Origin of the sequence: Rahnella bonaserana, assembly GCF_019049675.1 — a bacterium.
Lineage (GTDB): Bacteria > Pseudomonadota > Gammaproteobacteria > Enterobacterales > Enterobacteriaceae > Rahnella > Rahnella bonaserana.
In genome coordinates this window covers 248,588-268,837 of record NZ_JAFMOW010000063.1, presented here as the reverse complement: position 1 = coordinate 268,837, position 20,250 = coordinate 248,588, and the positions used below count along the sequence as shown (strand labels likewise).

The following is a 20,250-nucleotide window of genomic DNA, read 5'->3' as shown; positions in this document are numbered from 1 at the left end:
ATAGGATCGCTGAAGTGGTCTGTCCTGTTGTGATGTTAAAATTGTGTAGCTGGTTACAAAATTGCCACATAAAGCAGGGTTATACTGCCACAGAACGTCAAGACTTAAGACAATACTGAAAAGCAATGTAAAAGCAGTTAAATCCACTGGCAATACCTGACTGCCCTGCTATGTTATAAGTCTCTTCACTGCACTACACTTTTCGGTCCCGGTATCTGTCGCCTTGCGACGTGGCCGGTACATGCAGTGATTTAACGGAGTAAAAGAGAAAAATGAGAATCTTCCAGCGTTACAATCCGATGAAAGTCGCAAAGTACGTTAAGACACTGTTTCGTGGACGTTTGTATATCAAGGACGTCGGCGCATTCGAATTTGACCAAGGCAAGATCCTGTTGCCAAAGGTACGCGATAAGCGCCACTTTAGCGTGATGTCTGAAGTTAACCGTCAGGTTACGCATTTACAGGCAGAAATGGGTTAAACACCCTGCGCGTTGTCGCTGCCACTTTGCAGCTTGCGCAAAAAAAAACGGCCCCCGACGGGGCCGTTAGTGTTTTCAGAATCTGGGAATTTTTGCACAAGAGCTGTTTACTGAGGAAATGATTACTGAGCCTTGGCTTTCTGCTCATCTTTAATTTCCTGCGGCGTCTTCGGCAGCAGTGGTGCAGCGGGCTGATCGACAATTCGAGTGACCAGTAGCTGATCAATCTTGTAGCTGTCGATATCTACCACTTCAAATTTGTAGCCTGAGAATTTCACGAAGTCCGTACGTTTCGGGATTTTACGCAACATAAACATCATGAAGCCGCCGATGGTTTCATAGTTGCCCGACTGCGGGAATTCTTCGATATGCAGCACGCGCATCACGTCTTCGATTGGCGTACCCCCTTCAATCAGCCATGAATGCTCATCACGGGCCACAATCTGCTCTTCCATGCCCTGACCGACCAGGTCGCCCATCAGCGTCGTCATCACGTCATTGAGCGTGATAATACCGACCACCAGCGCATATTCATTCAGGATAACGGCAAAGTCTTCACCCGCGGCTTTGAAGCTTTCCAGCGCTTCAGAAAGGGTCAGTGTATCCGGCACGATCAGCGCATTGCGAATCTGGACGCCGCTGCTGAGCATTAAACTCTGATTGCCCAGCACCCGGTTCAGTAAGTCTTTGGAATCGACATACCCGACCACCTGATCAATATGACCGTCACACACCAGGAATTTCGAATGCGGATGGGTGGCGATTTTCTCTTTGATGCTTTCTTCGCTTTCCCGCAGGTCAAAATAAATCACGCTTTCACGCGAGGTCATGGAAGAAGGTACGGTACGTGATTCGAGTTCGAAGACGTTTTCAATCAGCTCATGTTCCTGCTTACGCAGGACACCCGCCAGTGCACCGGCTTCAAACACGGCGTAAATGTCATCTGACGTAATGTCGTCATTACGTACCATCGGCAGTTTGAACAAACGGAAAATCATGTTTGCCATGCCGTTGAAGAACCACACCATCGGGCGGCAAATCATCAGGCAGAAACGCATCGGGTTGACTATACGAACGGCAACCGTCTCAGGTGAAATCATACCGATGCGCTTCGGTGTGAGGTCAGCAAACAGAATGAACAGGCTGGTGACCAGAACGAAGGAACAAATAAAGCTGACTTGATCCGCCATTTCAGGCGACATAAAGCGAATAAAGAACGTCTGGAACGCAGGGGAGAATGCGGCATCACCTACGATACCCCCGAGGATGGCGACGGCATTCAGGCCAATCTGCACCACGGTAAAGAACAGGCCAGGCGTTTCCTGTAATTTCATTACGCGGGAGGCATTGACGTTTCCTTCGTCTGCCAACTGTTTAAGCTTTATTTTGCGGGAAGCGGCCAGCGATATCTCAGAAAGCGAGAAAAAGGCACTGATCGCGATAAGTAGAAGAATCAGTAAAATACTGTTTAACATAATCTATCCGTTTAACACCGGGCTGAACCGGCAGGGAAAGGCACTCATTATTTTTGTTGCTTAAATGAACATCATTTTATTAGAACGACTAAAAAGCTGTTCAGAAGAAAAAAGCGTAAGGATGAAAAACAAAGATAATTGCCAGAAAATAGTTTCAAAGGGTCACATTTGTGACCCGCATAGTATAGCAGCAGCACTGAGACTGCCGCCAGCGCTTAAAAATCCCGCATTATTGAGGGGGCAGACAGACGCCAATTCCACCTAATCCGCAGTATCCTTCCGGGTTTTTAAACAGGTATTGCTGATGTTCGTCTTCAGCATAATAGAACGGCAGGGCTTCGATGATTTCCGTAGTGATGACGCGCTTATCGTTCGCTTCGTCCATCGCCTGCTGGAAACCCGCCAGACTGGCCAGTGCCTGATCTTGCTGCTCTGCACTCAGGACGTATAACCCTGAGCGATACTGGGTGCCGATATCCCCGCCCTGACGCATGCCCTGAGCCGGATCGTGGTTTTCCCAAAAAATCTGCAACAGCTTCGCATAGCTGATCACTGCCGGATCAAACACCACGCGCACCACCTCCGCATGGCCGGTCTGGCCGGTACACACTTCGCGATAGGTTGGATTCGGAGTGAAACCGCCGCTGTAACCGGCTGCTGTGCTGTAAACCCCTTCCTGCTGCCAGAACAAACGCTCTACGCCCCAGAAGCAGCCCATCCCAAAAATCGCGACTTCCATGTTGTCAGGAACATGCGTCATTGAATGTTCATTCACCGCATGAATAGTTGCTACCGGCATCGGGGTTGTACGGCCTGGTAACGCGTCTGCCTGCGTGACAGGCTGCGTTTTATCGGAAAGTTGCACCACGGAAAACTCCAGTTGTTGCTTAAATGAACAAGGTTTGTAACAAATCGGCCTTAAGAATAACCATCACCAACAGGCCAGTGTTAGTTGTATCTGATTGCGTCTTTGCACACAATACGGGGAACGTTGCTTCGTCGTTGAACATTTTCAGGGGATTAGCACTAAAATGCTTTCATCTGAGTTTATAAGGATGAATCTGCCAAAGACGGGCGGATTATCTACGGCGGGCATCTGATATTTTAACAGGACAGTAAAATTAGCAGGAGTGCGTGTGCCACGATATCGTGAACTGGGTTTGTTATTGGTACTGCTGGCCCCCTCACTTTCCATGGCAGCGAAGGTGCGTTTGCAGCTGGAAGGCCTGGATGGCGATTTGGAAAAGAACGTCCGCGTTCGTTTATCAGCAATTCAAAGCGATGAAGTCGGGGCTAACGGACGGTTCCGTGCCCGCGTCAGTGCCGCCATTCAACAGGGTTTACGGCCGCTGGGCTACTATTCGCCGACCATCGATTTTGATTTCCGCGAAACACCGCCGCCGGGACGTCCGGTTCTGATTGCCAAAGTGACACCGGGAACACCGGTAAAAATCGCCGGTACCAGCGTGGTGATTGAAGGGCAGGCGGATAAAGATAACGAATTCGAACAGCTCAAAAAGCGTGATGTGCCTGCGATAGGGACGATTTTAAACCACGGAACGTACGACAATTTCAAAAGCTCTCTGACCGGCATTGCGCTGCGTAAAGGCTATTTTGATGCCAACATGCGCAAGAGCCAGCTGGGCGTCATTGAAGATGAACATAAAGCGTTCTGGGATATTCAGTTCGACAGCGGTGAGCGTTACCGCTTCGGCGACGTTCATTATCAGGGATCACAGATCCGCGACGAGTATCTGCAAAATCTGGTGCCATTCCATAAGGGTGATTATTACACCACGGCGCAACTGGCTGAGCTTAACCGCCGCCTGTCCGCGACCGGATGGTTCAACTCTGTGGTCGTGTCTCCAGATTTTACTGATGCCAAAGCCACAAAAACCTTGCCGCTCAACGCGGTGGTGTCGCCGCGTACCGAAAACACTATCGAAACCGGGGTCGGTTATTCGACGGATATTGGCCCGCGCGTAACGGCCAACTGGAAAAAACCATGGGTTAACGATCGCGGTCAGAGTTTTGAAACCTCGACCACGCTGTCTGGCCCCGAGCAGTCTTTAGATCTCAGTTATAAAATCCCGCTGCTTAAATCGCCGCTGGAACAATATTACCTGGTGCAGGGCGGCTTCAAACGCGAAGATCTCAACGATACCAACTCGGATTCTACTACGGTGAATGTGGCGCGTTATTGGGATCTCTCGAGCGGCTGGCAGCATGCAGTGAACCTGCGCTGGAGCCTCGACCACTTTACGCAGGGTAGCGTGACCAACACCACCATGCTGATTTATCCGGGTGTGAGCCTCAACCGTACGCGTCAGCGCGGCGGCCTGATGCCGACCTGGGGTGATTCCCAGCGCTATTCACTTGATGTGTCCAATACCACCTGGGGCTCCGACGTTGATTTCGCTGTGGTTCAGGCGCAAAACGTTTGGATCCGCACGCTGGCAGATAAACACCGGTTTGTGTTCCGCGGAAATCTCGGCTGGATTGAAACTAATGACTTCGAGCGCGTGCCGCCATCCCTGCGTTTCTTCGCCGGTGGTGACCGCAGTATTCGCGGCTACAAATACAAATCCATTTCTCCGCGTGATGACGATGGCAAACTGACCGGTGCGTCCTATCTGGGTACCGGTTCGGTGGAATACCAATACAACGTGACCGGAAAATGGTGGGGCGCGGTGTTTGTCGATTCCGGCGAAGCGGTTAACGACATCACACAAAACGATTTCAAAACCGGCGCGGGTGTGGGTGTGCGCTGGGCTTCACCGATAGGCCCGGTGAAATTAGATGTTGCCGCTCCGGTTGGCGACAAAGATGAGCATGGATTGCAGTTTTACATCGGCTTGGGTCCGGAATTATGAGTTTATTTAAGAAAATCTGTCTGGGTTTCCTGATCTTCCTGGTGCTGTTAATCAGCCTGGTGGCTTTTCTGGTCGGCACACAAACCGGCCTGCATCTGATGATCAATGGCGCGAACCGCTTTGTACCGGGACTGAATATCGCCAGTACTGAAGGCGGCTGGCGCGATCTGACGCTCAAAGGCGTGCATTACGAAATGCCGGGCGTGGATGTGAAAGCCGGAGAGTTCCATCTTTCACTCGATTTCTCGTGTCTGAAAAACAGTGCGCTGTGCGTTAATGCGCTGCGGGTAAAAGACGTCAACGTGGTGGTGAACACCAAAGAGATGACGCCAGCAGCGGCCCAACCGGAGCCGGAAACCAGCGAACCGCTGACTAATCTCAGCACGCCTTACCCGATCACACTGCGTTTGCTGACGCTGGATAACATTAATATCACGCTGGATGACCGCGCGATTTCGCTGGCGTCATTCCGCACGGGGGCCCACTGGGAAGGCCGCGCCATTCAGCTTATGCCAACGCGCATCGGCGGATTACTGATTGCGTTGCCGAAAACACCGGTTAATCCGCTGCCGGAAGTGGTGCAGGCCGCGCAGGACAAAGCCGTCGAGAAAGCGACGGGCAAACCGGCGGAACCGCCGGTAGTGGTGCCGGAGAAACCGCTGGGCGAAACATTGCAGGAGATGTTTGCCAAACCTCTGCTGCCTGAGTTACCGGATTTCCGTTTGCCGGTCGATCTGGATATTCAGCAAATCCTCGGTGAAAACCTGCGTCTGACCGGTGACACCGATGTGTTGATCACCCGTTTTGAGCTGAAAGCCAGTACGCAAAATCAGCGAGTGAAACTGGATAAACTGATGGTGCGTTCGCCGCAAGGTTCAGTGGACGGCCTGGGACAGGCGACGCTCAATCAAAACTGGCCGGTAGATCTGACGATTAACACCGCAGTGAATATTGATCCGGTGAAGGGTGAGAAGATCAAACTGAAAGTGGCTGGCGGATTACGCGACAAACTGGATGTCGGACTCAATCTTTCCGGCCCGGTTCGCGCGCAACTTGCGCTGCAAACTCAACTGGCTGAAGCCGGTCTGCCGCTGGATCTGAAACTGACCAGTGATGCGCTGCAATGGCCACTGACCGGTACGCCGCAATATCAGGTAAAAGGCTTCAAACTTAATTTCAGCGGTAAAGCGACAGATTATGCGCTTTCGCTGCGTTCAGATTTCAAGGGCGATCAGATCCCACCCGCCACGCTGACACTCGACGGTAAAGGTAACGTGGAGCAGTTTAAACTGACGTTGCTGCGCCTGGCTGCGCTGGAAGGGAATACCGATCTGACCGGTCTGGTGGACTGGAGCAAAGCCATCAGCTGGAACAGTGAACTGAAGCTGACCGGCATTAATACCGCAAAACAGTATCCTGACTGGCCAGCGAAGTTGCAGGGTAAGATCACCACGCGCGGCAGTCTGTACGGCGGCACGTGGCAGATACAGATGCCGGTGCTGGATCTGACAGGCAACGTGAAGCAAAACGCCGTCAAAGCGCAGGGGAATGTGCGCGGCAACAGTTACGGTCAGTGGGATATCCCGCAACTGCACCTTGAACTGGGTCGCAACAATCTGGATGTGAAGGGCACGCTCGGCGATACCTGGAACCTCGACGCCAAAGTGGATGCGCCACATCTTGACGGCGCATTGCCGGGGCTGGGCGGCGTGGTGAAAGGCATGTTGCAACTGCGCGGTGATCTTAAAGCGCCGAAGCTGCTGGCGGATCTGACCGCCACCGGCCTGAAGTGGCAGGCACTGACGGTGCGTCGCGTGGATATCAAAGGCGACGTCAGCTCAACCGATCAGATCCAGGGCAATCTTGCCGTGCGCGTTCAGCAACTTAAACAGGATGCGCTGGACATCACCGATATCAATCTCGATGCCAAAGGCAATGAGAAACAGCATCAGCTGACGCTTAAAGTCGACGGCAAACCGGTGTCCGGTCGTCTGGCGCTAAGTGGCAGTTTTGACCGTGCGACCGAAGAGTGGAAAGGCAGCATCAACAATACGTTGTTTGATACGCCGGTCGGTCAGTGGCGTCTCAATCGTTCCATTGCGCTGGATTACTTCAACAAAGAGCAACGCATCACCGTCGGCCCGCACTGCTGGCAAAACCCGAACGCGGATTTGTGTGTGCCGAAAACGATTGATGCCGGTGCCAGCGGACAGGCGAGTGTTGTGCTCAACCGCTTTGATCTGGCGATGATCAAACCATTCCTGACCGATGATACCCAACTGAGCGGTGTATTCAGCGGTAAAGCAGATGTGAGCTGGAAAGCCGAGGGCGGTCTGCCACAGGCCAGCGTCTCGCTGGTGGGTAAAGGCGTGAAAGTTCAGCAACTGGTGCAGGGCAGTCCGCTGCCCGTCGCCTTCGACACGCTGAACCTGAGTGCCGGGCTGAACAATGGCCGTGCAAATCTCGACTGGTTAATCAGAATAACCAATAACGGCCAGCTGGATGGCAGCATCCAGATTGCCGATCCGCAGGGCAAACGTAATCTCAGCGGTAACGTAAATATTGCCCGCATCTCCATGGCTTTGCTGCAACCGGCGCTGATGGAAGGCGAAAAAGCGTCGGGTATTCTCAACGCTAATCTGCGTCTCGGCGGTAACGCGCAGAAACCGCTGGTGTTTGGCAGGCTGGCACTGACCGGTGTCGATTTTGACGCGCAGTTTATGCCATTTGATATCACTGACGCCAATATCGGCATTAATTTCAACGGCATGTCATCCATCATGGAAGGGGTGATTAAAACCGCGCAGGGCCAGCTGGAACTGAACGGTAACGCCGACTGGAGTGAGATTAATGCCTGGCGGGCGCGTATTGCGGCCAAAGGCAACAAAGTGCGTGTTTCCGTGCCACCGATGGTGCGTCTGGACGTTTCACCGGATTTAGTGTTTGATGCCACACCGCAACTGTTCTCGCTTAACGGAACCGTCGATATTCCATGGGCACGCATTACGGTGCAGGAATTACCGGAAAGCGCCGTCGGGATTTCTTCGGACGAAGTGATGCTCAACGATCAGCGTCAGCCGATTGCGCCAAAGTCAGCGTCTATTCCGATCAACAGCAACCTGATGGTCAACATTGGCAAAGATGTTCGCCTCGATGCTTTCGGTCTGAAAGCCCGTCTTGAAGGCGCACTGAAAGTGGCGCAGGACAGCCGTGGTCTGGGGCTGAACGGGCAAATTAATATTCCGTCCGGGCGCTTCCATGCTTATGGTCAGGATTTGATTGTACGTAAAGGGCAGCTGTTGTTCTCTGGGCCGGCTGATCAGCCGTTGCTGAATCTGGAAGCCATCCGTAACCCGGATGCGACAGAAAATGACGTGGTGGCGGGCTTGAGAGTCACCGGTGAGGCCGATGCGCCTAAACTTGAAATATTCTCAGATCCGGCGATGTCGCAGCAGGAAGCCTTGTCCTACCTGCTTCGCGGGCAGGGATTAGACAATTCTGGTGGCGACAGTGGCGCAATGACATCCGCTCTTATCGGGTTAGGGGTTGCGCAAAGTGGTAAACTTGTGGGTAAAATCGGCGAGGCATTCGGTGTCAGCAATCTGGCGCTGGATACTCAGGGCGTGGGAGACAGTTCTCAGGTCGTGGTCAGTGGTTATGTTTTACCGGGATTACAGGTGAAATATGGTGTCGGGATATTCGACTCGCTGGCGACTCTGACGCTGCGCTACCGGTTGATGCCAAAGCTTTACCTGCAGGCAGTATCAGGCATCGATCAGGCATTGGATTTGCTCTATCAGTTTGAGTTTTAATTCATGTGACTTTTACTATACGAATATAAACATGCGAATAATTGTTTACGGTAGTCTGCGACGCAAGCAAGGCAACAGTCATTGGATGACGAATGCTCAATGGTTGGGTGACCATGAGCTGGAAGGGTATGCCCTGTATAATCTGGGCCACTATCCTGCTGTTATTCCAGGGGAAGGCAAAGTCTATTGCGAAGTTTACCGCATTACCTCGTCAATACTGGCGGAGTTGGATGAGCTGAAAAGTAACACCAAGGATTACCGTCGTGAACTGATTTCGACACCTTATGGCAGCGCCTGGATTTATCTCTACATTCGCTCACTGGATGGTGTGCCGAGAATAGAAGGTGGAGACTGGGTGAAGCGTAACGAAGCGGTCAGTGAGTGATCTGAGCAAGGTCGTCTAAAAATAATCGTTGTCTGACAACGCTTAATACATAAAAAAACACCGCCATGTGGCGGTGTTTTTTTTTATTCAAATGGCTGAAAACTTATTTGTTTTTAGCGCGTTCGAAAGAAGTCACGATTTCAGCTTTTGCTGCAGCAGCATCAGCCCAACCGTCAACTTTTACCCATTTGCCTTTTTCCAGCGCTTTGTATTGCTCGAAGAAGTGGGTGATCTGGCCGCGCAGCAGTTCAGGCAGATCGTTCACATCTTTGATGTGATCGTATTCTTTGCTCAGTTTGGTGTGCGGAACAGCAACCAGTTTCGCATCTTCACCGGCTTCGTCGGTCATTTTCAGCATACCGACAGGGCGGCAGCGGATCACAGAACCTGGTTGCAGCGGGTATGGTGTTGGAACCAGAACGTCAACCGGGTCGCCATCCAGAGACAGGGTGTGGTTGATGTAACCGTAGTTGCACGGATAGAACATCGCAGTAGACATGAAACGGTCTACAAACAGCGCGCCGGTATCTTTATCCACTTCGTACTTGATTGGATCCGCGTTTGCAGGGATTTCGATAACGACATAGATATCTTCTGGCAGTTCTTTGCCCGCCGGGACATTCAGTAAGCTCATTGTTGGTTTCCTTCGTTGAACCAGGAATAGAGTGCCGCACATTATAGCCAACTCTCCCGCGATTTCCCGCCCTTTTCGTCAGAACCTCTTAACACGTTTTCCGGCACGACCTGCTGCTGAAGGTCGGCAAAATCCTCTGTAGCGGCAGTAAAATTTACTCATCCGGCGCTTTGCCGTGTAACTGCCTGTTTTTACTTTTCTTATCAAGATATTCAGTCCGTTGCCGATAACAATATTCAAACAAAAAATCAGGAATCACCTGATCCCTACCTCACCGTAAGTATCTCTTTTCACCTGAATGGCTGGATAACATCGTATGTTGAATAAGTTGAGCGTAAAAGCCGGTCTGATCGGTTTGCTGGTATTTATGACGTTGATTTTACTGCTGGTTAGCGTGCTGGGTGCCAATGCGATCAGGCAGAGTGCGACTTCCCTGCAAAAGATTAATCAGCTTCAGGGCGATGAACTCGGTTCACTGGCCGACAGTTACAGTTTCTCGCTGCGCACGCGAGTTGCCAGCGGCGTGGCCGTACGTCAGCTGGAAATTGGCATGATGGATGATGCGAAAAGTACATCCGATCGTATTGCTGGTTATATCAAACAGGCCGATACCGATCTGGCAAAATTTGTCAGTATTCAGGACGAAACTCAGCAGGGCAGAGATTTATCCGACGCCGTGAAGAAAACCTACGACGCGTATAAAGCTAACGGTTTAGTACCGCTTCTGGCTGCGCTTCAGGCGCAAAGCGCAGACGGTTATTACGATGTGCTGGAAAATAAAATCACGCCTTACAGCAATGCTTATGACAAAGCCCTGGCCGATTTTCGTGCTTACGCGGTCGATAACACCAGCAAGCGCATCGAACAGGCTCGCGCCAATGCACGTATCCAGCTGACGGTGATCGTTGTGGCTTTCGCCATTGCGCTGACGATTGCGGTGCTGGCGTGGTTTGCCCTGCAGAAAATCATCATGCATCCGCTGAATTTCTCTATCGCTCAGCTGGAATATATCGCCAAAGGCGACCTGACTCATGAGATTGATGATTCACGCAATAATGAGATGGGGCGCTTGCTGAAAGCGATGAAACAAATGCAGGACTCGCTGGTTGAGTCGGTCGGACGCGTACGCGATGCCGGAAATCAGATTGATGTCGGTTCCCGCGAACTGGCTGCCGGTAACGTCCACCTGGCGCAGCGTACGGAAGAATCCGCCGCGTCGCTGGAAGAAACAGCGGCAAGCATGGAACAGCTGACATCTACCGTGCGTATGAACGCTGCGAATTCCGAACAGGCAAATCAGCTGGCGCAAAGCGTATCGGTTATTGCCGGTAAGGGCAGCGAAGTCGTGCATCAGGTCATGGATAAAATGCAGGGCATTACTGACAGCTCGAAACGCATTGGCGACATTATAACCGTTATTGACGGCATCGCATTCCAGACCAATATTCTGGCGCTGAATGCGGCTGTCGAAGCGGCGCGTGCCGGCGAACAGGGACGCGGTTTTGCCGTGGTAGCCGGTGAGGTGCGTAGTCTGGCGCAACGCAGCGCGCAGTCGGCCAAAGAAATCAAAGAGCTGATTGTTGATTCTGAAAGCCGCGTTTCCGAAGGTTCGGATATGGTGAAATCAGCCGCAGACACGATGCTGGAAATTTCCAGCGAAGTGACGCGTGTGACCAGCCTGATGCGCGAAATTTCTATTGCAACCACCGAGCAGACTCACGGCATCGAACAGGTGAACGTGGCGATTACCCAAATGGATCAGGTGGCGCAGCAGAATGCGGCACTGGTAGAGCAGGCGACGGCAGCCACGCGTTCTCTGGAAGAACAGGCGCAGTTGCTGGCTGAAAGCATGGCGGTATTTAAGCTGAACCGGGCAGGTCAGTTCTGATTTCGGACCCTCGGGCTGAATAAAGAAAAGGTGGCTGAAAAGCCACCTTTTTACGTTCTGGAGTATTGCTAAGTTACAGAGGTATCACGTTCATTCTTTGATGATTTTATTGAGGCAAGTTTGATTATTCATCCGGGAACTGAGCGATAAAGCGTTCTGCATCTTCCACCATGGAGCTGTTACCGACAAAGAACGGCGCACGTTCATGCAATTTTTGCGGGACGATATCCAGAATACGATTTTTACCGTCACTGGCTTTACCACCGGCCTGCTCCGCAAGGAAAGCCATCGGGTTGCATTCATACAGCAAACGCAGTTTTCCGTTCGGATGGCTGGCGGTGCTTGGATAAATATAAATGCCGCCTTTCAGCAGGTTACGATGGAAGTCTGCGACCAGCGAACCGATATAACGCGAGGTATAAGGGCGTTGCGTGGCTTCATCCTGCTCCTGGCAATACTTGATGTATTTTTTAACGCCGAGAGGAAACTTGATGTAGTTACCTTCGTTGATCGAGTACATGTTGCCCTTTGCAGGGAAACAGACTTTTTCGTGAGAAAGGCAGAACACACCGAGAGAAGGATCGTAAGTAAAGGCATGCACGCCAGCGCCGGTGGTGTACACCAGCATGGTTGAAGAACCATACACGACGTAACCTGCGGCAACCTGACGATTCCCCGGTTGCAGGAAATCAGCTTCAGTAACAGGCTGACCCAGCGGGGTGGTACGGCGGTAAATGGAGAAGATTGTGCCGACGGAGACGTTTACGTCGATGTTGGAGGAGCCATCCAGGGGATCCATCAAAATGACGTATTTTGCATTTTCAGCGCGTTCACCCTCGAAAATGACAATTTCATCTTCTTCTTCAGACGCGATACCGGCAATTTCACCGCGCGCCTTCATGGCTGCTTTTAGTTTTTCATTTGCGTACAGATCGAGTTTCATCTGCACTTCACCCTGCACGTTCTCTGCACCACTGGTGCCAAGAATATCAACCAGACCCGCTTTGTTGATGTCGCGGTGAATGATTTTGGCGCCGAGTTTTATCGCTGAAAGCAACGCTGTCAGTTCACCGGTTGCATGTGGAAAATCCTGCTGCTTTTCAACAATAAATTCGCCTAACGTTTTCATGACACTTTCCCTGAATCGAGGATAGATAACGGTACGTTAATAAAAATTTCACAAGAGCGAAGGCAGTTTAGCCCAAATATATGGACGAATCATAGGCAAATCCATTTCTTCTGGAGGAATCTGAGCGGTAGAATAGCGGCTGACTTAAAGGCATCAATGGAAAATATATGCGCATTCATATTCTTGGGATTTGCGGCACGTTTATGGGCGGGCTGGCGATGCTGGCACGTGCTCAGGGGCATCAGGTCACCGGTTCGGACGACAACGTTTATCCACCGATGAGTACGCTTCTGGAAAATCAGGGGATCGACCTGATCCAGGGCTACGATCCTGCACAGCTCGATCCGCACCCTGATCTGGTGATTATCGGCAACGCGATGACACGCGGTAACCCCTGCGTCGAAGCCGTGCTGGAACAGGGGATCCCTTATGTTTCAGGGCCACAATGGCTGCATGATCACGTCCTTCCGGGGCGCTGGGTTATTGCTGTGGCGGGTACGCATGGTAAAACGACGACGGCGGGAATGGTCACGTGGATCCTCGAAGCCTGTGGTTACGAGCCGGGTTATGTTATTGGCGGCGTGCCGGGCAATTTCGACGTATCTGCACGTCTGGGCAACAGTCCATTTATGGTGCTGGAAGCCGACGAATACGACTGCGCGTTCTTTGATAAACGCTCCAAATTCGTTCATTACAGCCCGCGTACGCTGGTGCTCAATAATCTCGAATTCGATCATGCTGATATCTTCGACGACCTCAAGGCCATTCAGAAACAGTTCCACCATCTGGTGCGACTGGTGCCGGGCAAAGGCAAAATCATTTTGCCAGAGCACGACACACCACTGAAACAGGTCATGGCGATGGGCTGCTGGAGTGAGCAGGAATTTGCCGGTGAAGCTGAAAATTGTACATGGGATGCGAAAAAACTGACGCCAGATGCCAGCACTTTCGAAGTATATCTGCACGGCGAAGTGGTCGGCCAGGTTAACTGGAATCTGGTCGGCGAACACAATATGCATAACGGACTGATGGCGATCGCCGCTGCCCGTCATGTCGGCGTTAAACCGGAAGATGCATGTAAAGCATTGGGTGAATTTATCAATGCCCGTCGTCGCCTGGAGCTTCGCGGTGTGGAAAACGGCGTCAGCGTATACGACGATTTCGCTCACCATCCGACAGCGATTCTGGCCACGCTTTCTGCTTTGCGCAGCAAAGTTGGCGGGACTGCGCGCATTCTTGCTGTTCTCGAACCTCGCTCAAATACCATGAAAATGGGGATGAGTAAGAATGAACTGGCCCCGTCACTGGGCCGTGCTGATGAGGTTTTCCTGTTACAACCACAGCATATTCCGTGGCAGGTGGCTGAAGTGGCTGAACATTGTGTTCAGCCAGCGCACTGGAGCGCAGATGTGGATTCGCTGGTTGATTTGGTGATCAAAGCTTCCCTGCCGGGCGACCATATTCTGGTGATGAGCAACGGAGGCTTCGGCGGCATTCACGGCAAACTGCTGACGGCACTGGCAGCCAAGGCGCAGGCTGTGCAAGAGCTGTAAAACCGTGAATTGATGAAACCAGGCACAGCTCCGGCTGTGCTTTTTTTTGCCTTTTACCGGCGGGCGGGCAGATTCAAGGCAAAAAAAAGCCCTCAAAAAATGAGGGCCAAAGGGTGTCGTCGGACAGGACGACGAGGGTATCGTTAGCCGGAGAGCAAGGCAGTGGCAGTGTCAGCTCTCCTTCCAGCCTCAACAGCGCAGTAGTTTTTCGCTGTATTTCTTCGAACAGTGGCTGTTGAAACCCGGTAACGCTAATTCAAAATACTCAAACAGTGGCTTTGTATCAGGGACTTACTCAGAAATCTTACTGATAGATTTCTGCGGTTGCATGATAAGCGCCGTCGTTATGGGCTTCTATCACGCGGAAAGATTTAGCGCCTTTGCTGTCGGCTTTATCAGACAGTTGCTGGCGGATATCGGTCGGAACACCATCGACGCCGCTGACGCTGATTGTTCCCATAGGCTGTAAATTTTCTGCCTGCTGATTAGTCACCAGCTGAGCGGCTGATGCACCGAAAGAAACAGCAGATAACAGGCTAAGGGCGGCAATAGTAGTAATGATTTTCATGATAATTTCCTGAATTCATTGACGTTGTTAGATTATTTCGAGAGCAACGTCGATTGAGGTCTGGATTCATCAGAACTGTGATATCGGGTTCAGGAGTGCGTAAAGCCTACGGGAACGCTGATGATGCAGTGACAAATCCGTCTAGATGCGCATTGCGCGGGCCCGAGTCATTCAGGCCCCTTCGCTTCGTTTACCCGAACTTATTGGTAAATTTCAGCGGTCGCGTGATAGTTACCTTCTTCACGAACTTCGATAACACGGAATGCTTTAGCGCCTTTGGCATCGGCTTTGTCTGACAGTGCCTGACGGATATCAGAAGGTGCGCCGGCCACGCCGCTTACGCTGATCATGCCGGTTGATTGCAGATTTGAAGCTTGTTCCTGTGTTACAGGTTGTGCTGCAAAAACGCCAAATGACAGAGCAGACAGAATGCTTAATGTTGCGATTGTAGTTTTAACTTTCATGATTTTGACCTCGTCGATTTTATTATGTTTTCAATATCCGGTGCTTCACACCACGGAAATGAGTATACATCTAATAACTGTAAACATTAATAGTTTGCTAATAGTTATTTGGGTGTCTATGTGCGGGCTATGCGTATTTTTAATAACTAAAAAGAATAAAAAGCGAGCAAAAAATAGACTTATTGTGTTAATTTTTCGTAAAATCAATAGATTGAGTGAATGTGGCTATTTGTGCTCATTTTTGCAGTGAATCACATCGTTGAAATGTTTCTGTGACGTGGTTGTGGTGCTTGTTAAGGGATTTAACAGAGGTGACTCCTCTCAGGAGCAAAATTGCGGTCGGATAATGGCCGTTTTTACCCATGACGGGTGGACTTAGAATGAGGGGAGTAAGAGAGAGTGAAGTAATGGTAAGGCCAGAAAAAGTCTTCTTCTGACCTCAGGCACAGAAATGGCGCTGCGACAGGTTCAAAATAAGCCGGATTTACAGTTCCTGCTCGAACAGACTGAGTATCGCATCATGGAGTTGCTTAACGCTAAAGCCGCGGGCCGGTGTCGTGAAGATGGTGTCATCGCCAGCAATCGTACCCAGGATCCCTTCAGATTTACCCAGGGAATCGAGCAAACGCGCGATAAGTTGTGCCGCGCCCGGACTGGTGCGGATTACGACAACAGCGTCATTATAATCTATATCTAATACCAGATTCTTCAGCGGGCTGGTGGTGGTTGGCACCCCAATCTCAGCAGGCAGACAGTACACCATTTCCATCTTCGCATTACGGGTTCTGACAGCACCAAACTTGGTCAGCATCCGGGAGACTTTTGACTGGTTGATATTTTCGAAACCGTCATCCTGAAGTGCGGCAACAATTTCGCCCTGAGAACTGAATTTCTCTTCCTTCAACAATGCTTTGAAGGCTTTGATCAAATCTTCCTGTTTAGCAGGATTACGCATTTTGCACCCTGGTCTCTGTATCATAGTTGTGTTGATTATGCAGATAATTGCATTTTTATGCAACATCACGACGAGATGCAGATCCCGAATTATGCATCCGGCAAGGAATGCTGGCGTGATGGGTATAAAGGAGAGGTAATGAATATGCCAAAATTGTGCATTAGGGTGAAGCCAGACCCTCAATCCGTCCTTAATGTGATGATCTCGATTCAGCTCTCAACATTGGAGCGAATTTAACCATTTATTAACCTGGTAGGTTTTGTGGTGCTACTTTTAATGATGTCGCTTTCCGATAAAAAGTCATAAAAGACCGGAAAAGGTCGTCGCAAAGGGTTTTTTTTACTTTCTAAACGACCAACCTCAGTTTCTCTGCAGGTGAGCAATTGTTTTTAACAGCGTAAGTGATTAAGGTCACACTAAAATAATTCCACGACACTTATAAGTTAATGATAAAAAAGGAGTATAGGATGAAAGTTGCAGTTCTCGGTGCTGCGGGCGGTATCGGTCAAGCCCTCGCGCTTCTGCTCAAGACCCAGCTACCTTCCGGTTCCGAACTCTCATTATATGATATCGCTCCGGTTACTCCGGGTGTCGCTGTCGATCTCAGTCATATCCCCACAGCAGTCAAAATCAAAGGTTTTTGCGGTGAAGATGCGAAGCCGGCTCTGGTTGGCGCAGACATCGTCCTGATCTCTGCGGGTGTCGCCCGTAAACCGGGGATGGACCGATCTGATTTGTTCAACGTGAATGCGGGCATTGTTCGCAATCTGATCCAGCAAGTGGCCAGTACATGCCCGAAAGCCTGCATCGGGATCATCACCAATCCCGTCAATACCACCGTTGCGATTGCGGCTGAAGTATTGAAAAATGCAGGCGTATACGACAAGAACAAACTGTTTGGTGTGACAACGCTGGATACTATTCGCTCCAACACTTTTGTCGCTGAACTCAAAGGTAAGCAGCCAGAAGACATCGAAGTGCCGGTTATTGGCGGGCATTCAGGGGTGACTATCCTTCCTTTATTATCTCAGCTTTCTGAAATCACCTTCAGTGACAGCGAAGTTGAAGCACTGACGAAGCGTATTCAGAATGCCGGTACGGAAGTTGTAGAAGCTAAAGCGGGGGGGGGTTCTGCCACGCTTTCCATGGGGCAAGCCGCAGCACGTTTCGGGCTTTCTCTGGTTCGTGCCTTACAAGGTGAAAGCAATGTCGTTGAATGTGCTTATGTTGAAGGAAAGGGTGAACATGCCCGTTTCTTTGCGCAGCCTGTTCTTCTGGGTAAAGAAGGGGTCGCTGAGCTTATCAACATCGGCAAGCTCAGCACTTTTGAGCAACAATCCCTGGACTCAATGTTAGATATCCTGCGTAAAGATATTGAGTTAGGTGAGCAGTTTATCAATAAGTAAGTCCTCATTAAGTAAGGCATTAACAAGCAGATTGTTGAGTCAAAGAGCCGCCAGAGAAATCTGGCGGTTTTTTGTTTTCTGAATATTTGATTTTATGCGAGCTTATCAGGAGCCGGCCGGCATCGGCGCTCAATGATCTTTAATGTCTTCGCATCAAAGTAACGGCTGGGCCAGATGAGCGACGGATGAACGCCCAGCGCACTGGCAATCAGCAATTCCCCCTTTGGCCACGGTCTTGATAACGCGTTTGAGAGCGTGGAAGAGCTTAGCCCTGCGGAACGCGACACTGCAGCCAGTGTTGTTCCTTTTTTACGAAGCGCTGCAATGATATCTGCCTGATGCCAGTCTTTATTATTTGCCGTCATGATCTTTCCTTATGGGTTAAACAGATTATAAGAAGCTATAAGAGGCTATTGCCAAAAATATATATTCTCCGAGTGCTTATTGTAATTTTTAGTTAGCCTCATCAATGTTTCCGAATAATAAGTTATTCTCTTATTTCGAAAATACATTCTTATTATAATTAAAACAAACAAGTAATTTAAATTTGCTTTTTGTGATTTATCTCGATTTTTATTGAATTTGTTGAATACATTTTATTAGGATGAGTTATTGGAATGTTGTTATTTTTAGCAGTTACATAAATATTGGTGATGTTTGAATTTTTTTTGTGTGGCGAAAGTGATCGATGAAACAATGGTTAGTATAGGTTTATAAATGAGTTTTTATGCAACAATATGTTATCAAAGGATTTTGTTTTAGTTTTTTCTTTTCCTGAAAGAGATTGCTTTCATAACTTTCTGAAAAAGTCCTTTTTAGGGTGTTGAACAACTTTTGATGAAATTAATTCATGGAAACTTTTTAAAGCAGCAGTAGACGCATTCTGAAAAATTGAATATCTTCTTTTCGTTAAATACCTGTATTCCTAAATGACACGTGTTAATACCATCTTTAAAAAAACGCTCACCAGCCAGGAAGGACATCATGATTAATTGCATGTCATGAATCTATAACAACAACCTTTCTTATTCTTATATAAGAAATACAAGGAATGTTATGAAAAAAGAGTGGTTTGCAGCAAAGGAATTGACCGGAAAAGAAGGCCTTCCAACGTCAACACAGGGTGTGCATGGAATGGCCCGCAGATTAGGCTGGGTAAAGCGTCGCAGGCGAGGTGTGCAGGGGCGGGCGGTGGAATATCACATCGACAGTTTACCGGGCAGTGCGGTGGCGAGTCTGGCCATGAACGAACACTCTGCGGAATATGTGTATACCTCTCATCAGGACCCTCTGGCGATTTGGATTGAAAGTTATAAACAACTCAGGGAGCCGGAACGGGAAACAATGATTTCTTTTATCGTGCGGGAGGGTGTAGCGGAAATGCTTAACAGGTTACGCAAACCGGGGGAGGCTTAATCGGACAATACCGTCGTACCTGCCTGCCGGCGGGTACGACGGAGTAGATTCAGAAATCGCGTTTTACAGACATATGTGCCAGACCTTCGAGCGCAGCCCGATATTCGGAATCAGGAAGAACCTGCAGTGCCTGAATGGCTTTATCTGCTTCTTCTTCAGCACGCTGACGGGTATAGGTCAGTGAGCCCCATTGATGCATCGCGGCAAGAACAGGTTCAAGTAAATGACGTCCGTTGCCTTCTTCGATAGCTTTTCGAATCATGGCCGATTGTTCAGCATCGCCGTGCTTCATGGCGTGAAGAAGCGGCAACGTCGGTTTACCTTCATCGAGATCATCACCGGTGTTTTTGCCCAGTGTTTCACCGTCAGCATCATAATCGAGCAAATCGTCTATCAGCTGGAATGCTGTACCGAGGTAACGGCCGTAATCCTGCAATGCTTTAATTTGCTCATCATTCCCGCCAGCCAGCATGGCAGAGGATTGTGATGCCGCTTCAAACAGGCGCGCAGTTTTGCTGTAGATAACCTGCATGTAGCTTTCTTCAGTGATGTCCGGATCATTACAGTTAATCAGTTGCTGAACTTCACCTTCAGCAATCACATTGACCGCTTTTGCCATCAGCGCAAGAACCGGGAGCGATTCCAGATCCGTCATCATTTGAAATGCCCGGGTGTAGATGAAATCACCGACAAGCACGCTGGCTGCGTTACCAAACGCGGCATTAGCAGTCGCTTTACCTCGACGCATATCAGACTCATCAACGACGTCGTCATGCAACAGCGTGGCGGTATGGATAAACTCAATCAGAGCGGCCACTTTTACGTGTTTATCGCCCTGGTAGGATAGTGCTTTGGCTGCCAGTACTGCTATCATCGGGCGGATACGTTTGCCGCCGCCACTAATGATGTAATATCCCAGTTGATTGATGAGAGAAACCTCTGAATTCAACTGTTCAAGGATGGATGCGTTGACTGCAGCCATGTCGTCCTGGGTAAGATCAATAATCTGTTCTAGGTTCATTGTGTTTTTTCGGCTGTTGTTCTCTTCACCGCAATGAGATCTGGCTCACATTGGCACATGGCGCTAACTGTAAAGGGGATTGTACTTGAAAAACAGTGTAGATAAATGCTATCGAAAGAACTGCGCTTTTTTTCTTCTTTTGTAGGCATTGTGCTCTTGTCTTATGCTGATTTTTTGCGTAGAATTCGCGCC

At 49.9% G+C, this 20,250-nt stretch carries 17 protein-coding genes; 8 read left to right on the top strand and 9 right to left on the bottom strand.

The features are described from left to right. Positions 1 to 272 precede the first annotated feature (272 nt). On the top strand, positions 273 to 479 hold the full coding sequence (locus J1778_RS13795; RefSeq protein ID WP_013573785.1) for a DUF1107 domain-containing protein: 207 nt from the start codon (positions 273 to 275) through the stop codon (positions 477 to 479). Positions 480 to 601: 122 nt separating this feature from the next. On the opposite strand, the gene paeA is transcribed toward J1778_RS13795, so the two are convergent. Together paeA and msrA are read right to left on the bottom strand one after the other, a co-directional pair. Beyond that, a complete protein-coding gene (gene paeA, locus J1778_RS13790) occupies positions 602 to 1,954 on the bottom strand; it encodes a polyamine export protein PaeA (RefSeq protein WP_217173644.1) in 1,353 nt (450 codons plus the stop codon). Positions 1,955 to 2,183: 229 nt separating this feature from the next. Continuing rightward, positions 2,184 to 2,819 carry a peptide-methionine (S)-S-oxide reductase MsrA gene (gene msrA, locus J1778_RS13785; RefSeq protein WP_217173702.1) on the bottom strand — a complete coding sequence of 212 codons (636 nt, stop codon included), beginning with the start codon at positions 2,817 to 2,819 and terminating at the stop codon, positions 2,184 to 2,186. 328 nt (positions 2,820 to 3,147) lie between these two features. On the opposite strand from msrA, the gene tamA reads away from it, so the two are divergent. Genes tamA through J1778_RS13770 form a run of 3 tightly spaced genes read left to right on the top strand, consistent with a single transcriptional unit; the run spans position 3,148 to position 9,024 of the window. Beyond that, positions 3,148 to 4,827, top strand: a complete 1,680-nt coding sequence (gene tamA / locus J1778_RS13780) for an autotransporter assembly complex protein TamA (protein ID WP_238484721.1) — start codon at positions 3,148 to 3,150, stop codon at positions 4,825 to 4,827. Then, the gene (tamB, locus tag J1778_RS13775; RefSeq protein ID WP_217173642.1) at positions 4,824 to 8,639 is read left to right on the top strand and encodes an autotransporter assembly complex protein TamB; all 3,816 of its coding nucleotides are present in this window, start codon (positions 4,824 to 4,826) and stop codon (positions 8,637 to 8,639) included. Before tamA ends, tamB begins: the two co-directional genes overlap by 4 nt. 31 nt (positions 8,640 to 8,670) lie before the next feature. After that, positions 8,671 to 9,024, top strand: coding sequence for a gamma-glutamylcyclotransferase family protein (locus J1778_RS13770; RefSeq protein WP_095923679.1), 354 nt, complete (start codon positions 8,671 to 8,673; stop codon positions 9,022 to 9,024). Between the two features lie 103 nt (positions 9,025 to 9,127). Here J1778_RS13770 and ppa read toward each other — a convergent pair whose 3' ends face one another. After that, the gene (gene ppa, locus J1778_RS13765; RefSeq protein WP_013573791.1) at positions 9,128 to 9,658 is read right to left on the bottom strand and encodes an inorganic diphosphatase; all 531 of its coding nucleotides are present in this window, start codon (positions 9,656 to 9,658) and stop codon (positions 9,128 to 9,130) included. Between the two features lie 316 nt (positions 9,659 to 9,974). On the opposite strand from ppa, the gene J1778_RS13760 reads away from it, so the two are divergent. Beyond that, complete coding sequence (locus J1778_RS13760) at positions 9,975 to 11,546, top strand: methyl-accepting chemotaxis protein (RefSeq protein ID WP_217173641.1); 1,572 nt, start codon at positions 9,975 to 9,977, stop codon at positions 11,544 to 11,546. A gap of 124 nt (positions 11,547 to 11,670) precedes the next feature. Here the strand turns inward: J1778_RS13760 and fbp are convergent, their stop codons facing one another. Continuing rightward, positions 11,671 to 12,675 (bottom strand): class 1 fructose-bisphosphatase, encoded by a 1,005-nt coding sequence (gene fbp / locus J1778_RS13755; protein WP_217173640.1) that lies wholly within the window; start codon positions 12,673 to 12,675, stop codon positions 11,671 to 11,673. Positions 12,676 to 12,842: 167 nt separating this feature from the next. Here fbp and mpl point away from each other — a divergent pair, with 167 nt between their 5' ends. After that, complete coding sequence (mpl, locus tag J1778_RS13750) at positions 12,843 to 14,228, top strand: UDP-N-acetylmuramate:L-alanyl-gamma-D-glutamyl-meso-diaminopimelate ligase (protein ID WP_217173639.1); 1,386 nt, start codon at positions 12,843 to 12,845, stop codon at positions 14,226 to 14,228. 304 nt (positions 14,229 to 14,532) lie between these two features. Here the strand turns inward: mpl and yhcN (J1778_RS13745) are convergent, their stop codons facing one another. The 3 genes from yhcN (J1778_RS13745) to argR form a co-directional block, all read right to left on the bottom strand. After that, positions 14,533 to 14,796: a peroxide/acid stress response protein YhcN gene (gene yhcN, locus J1778_RS13745; protein ID WP_112286809.1), complete on the bottom strand. Its 264-nt coding sequence runs from the start codon at positions 14,794 to 14,796 to the stop codon at positions 14,533 to 14,535. A gap of 200 nt (positions 14,797 to 14,996) precedes the next feature. After that, entirely contained in the window at positions 14,997 to 15,260 is a 264-nt protein-coding gene (gene yhcN, locus J1778_RS13740; RefSeq protein ID WP_112286808.1) for a peroxide/acid stress response protein YhcN, read from the bottom strand. Positions 15,261 to 15,744: 484 nt separating this feature from the next. After that, positions 15,745 to 16,215 (bottom strand): transcriptional regulator ArgR, encoded by a 471-nt coding sequence (gene argR, locus J1778_RS13735; protein ID WP_217173638.1) that lies wholly within the window; start codon positions 16,213 to 16,215, stop codon positions 15,745 to 15,747. A gap of 467 nt (positions 16,216 to 16,682) precedes the next feature. Between argR and mdh the strand changes: the two genes are divergently transcribed. Then, positions 16,683 to 17,621: a malate dehydrogenase gene (mdh, locus tag J1778_RS13730; protein WP_217173637.1), complete on the top strand. Its 939-nt coding sequence runs from the start codon at positions 16,683 to 16,685 to the stop codon at positions 17,619 to 17,621. A 92-nt stretch (positions 17,622 to 17,713) separates the two neighbouring features. Here mdh and J1778_RS13725 read toward each other — a convergent pair whose 3' ends face one another. Continuing rightward, the gene (locus J1778_RS13725) at positions 17,714 to 17,986 is read right to left on the bottom strand and encodes a helix-turn-helix domain-containing protein (RefSeq protein ID WP_217173636.1); all 273 of its coding nucleotides are present in this window, start codon (positions 17,984 to 17,986) and stop codon (positions 17,714 to 17,716) included. 691 nt (positions 17,987 to 18,677) lie between these two features. On the opposite strand from J1778_RS13725, the gene J1778_RS13720 reads away from it, so the two are divergent. Continuing rightward, on the top strand, positions 18,678 to 19,037 hold the full coding sequence (locus tag J1778_RS13720; protein WP_112286804.1) for a DNA-binding protein: 360 nt from the start codon (positions 18,678 to 18,680) through the stop codon (positions 19,035 to 19,037). Between the two features lie 49 nt (positions 19,038 to 19,086). Here J1778_RS13720 and ispB read toward each other — a convergent pair whose 3' ends face one another. Beyond that, positions 19,087 to 20,058: an octaprenyl diphosphate synthase gene (gene ispB / locus J1778_RS13715; RefSeq protein WP_217173635.1), complete on the bottom strand. Its 972-nt coding sequence runs from the start codon at positions 20,056 to 20,058 to the stop codon at positions 19,087 to 19,089. Between the last annotated feature and the right edge of the window lie 192 nt (positions 20,059 to 20,250).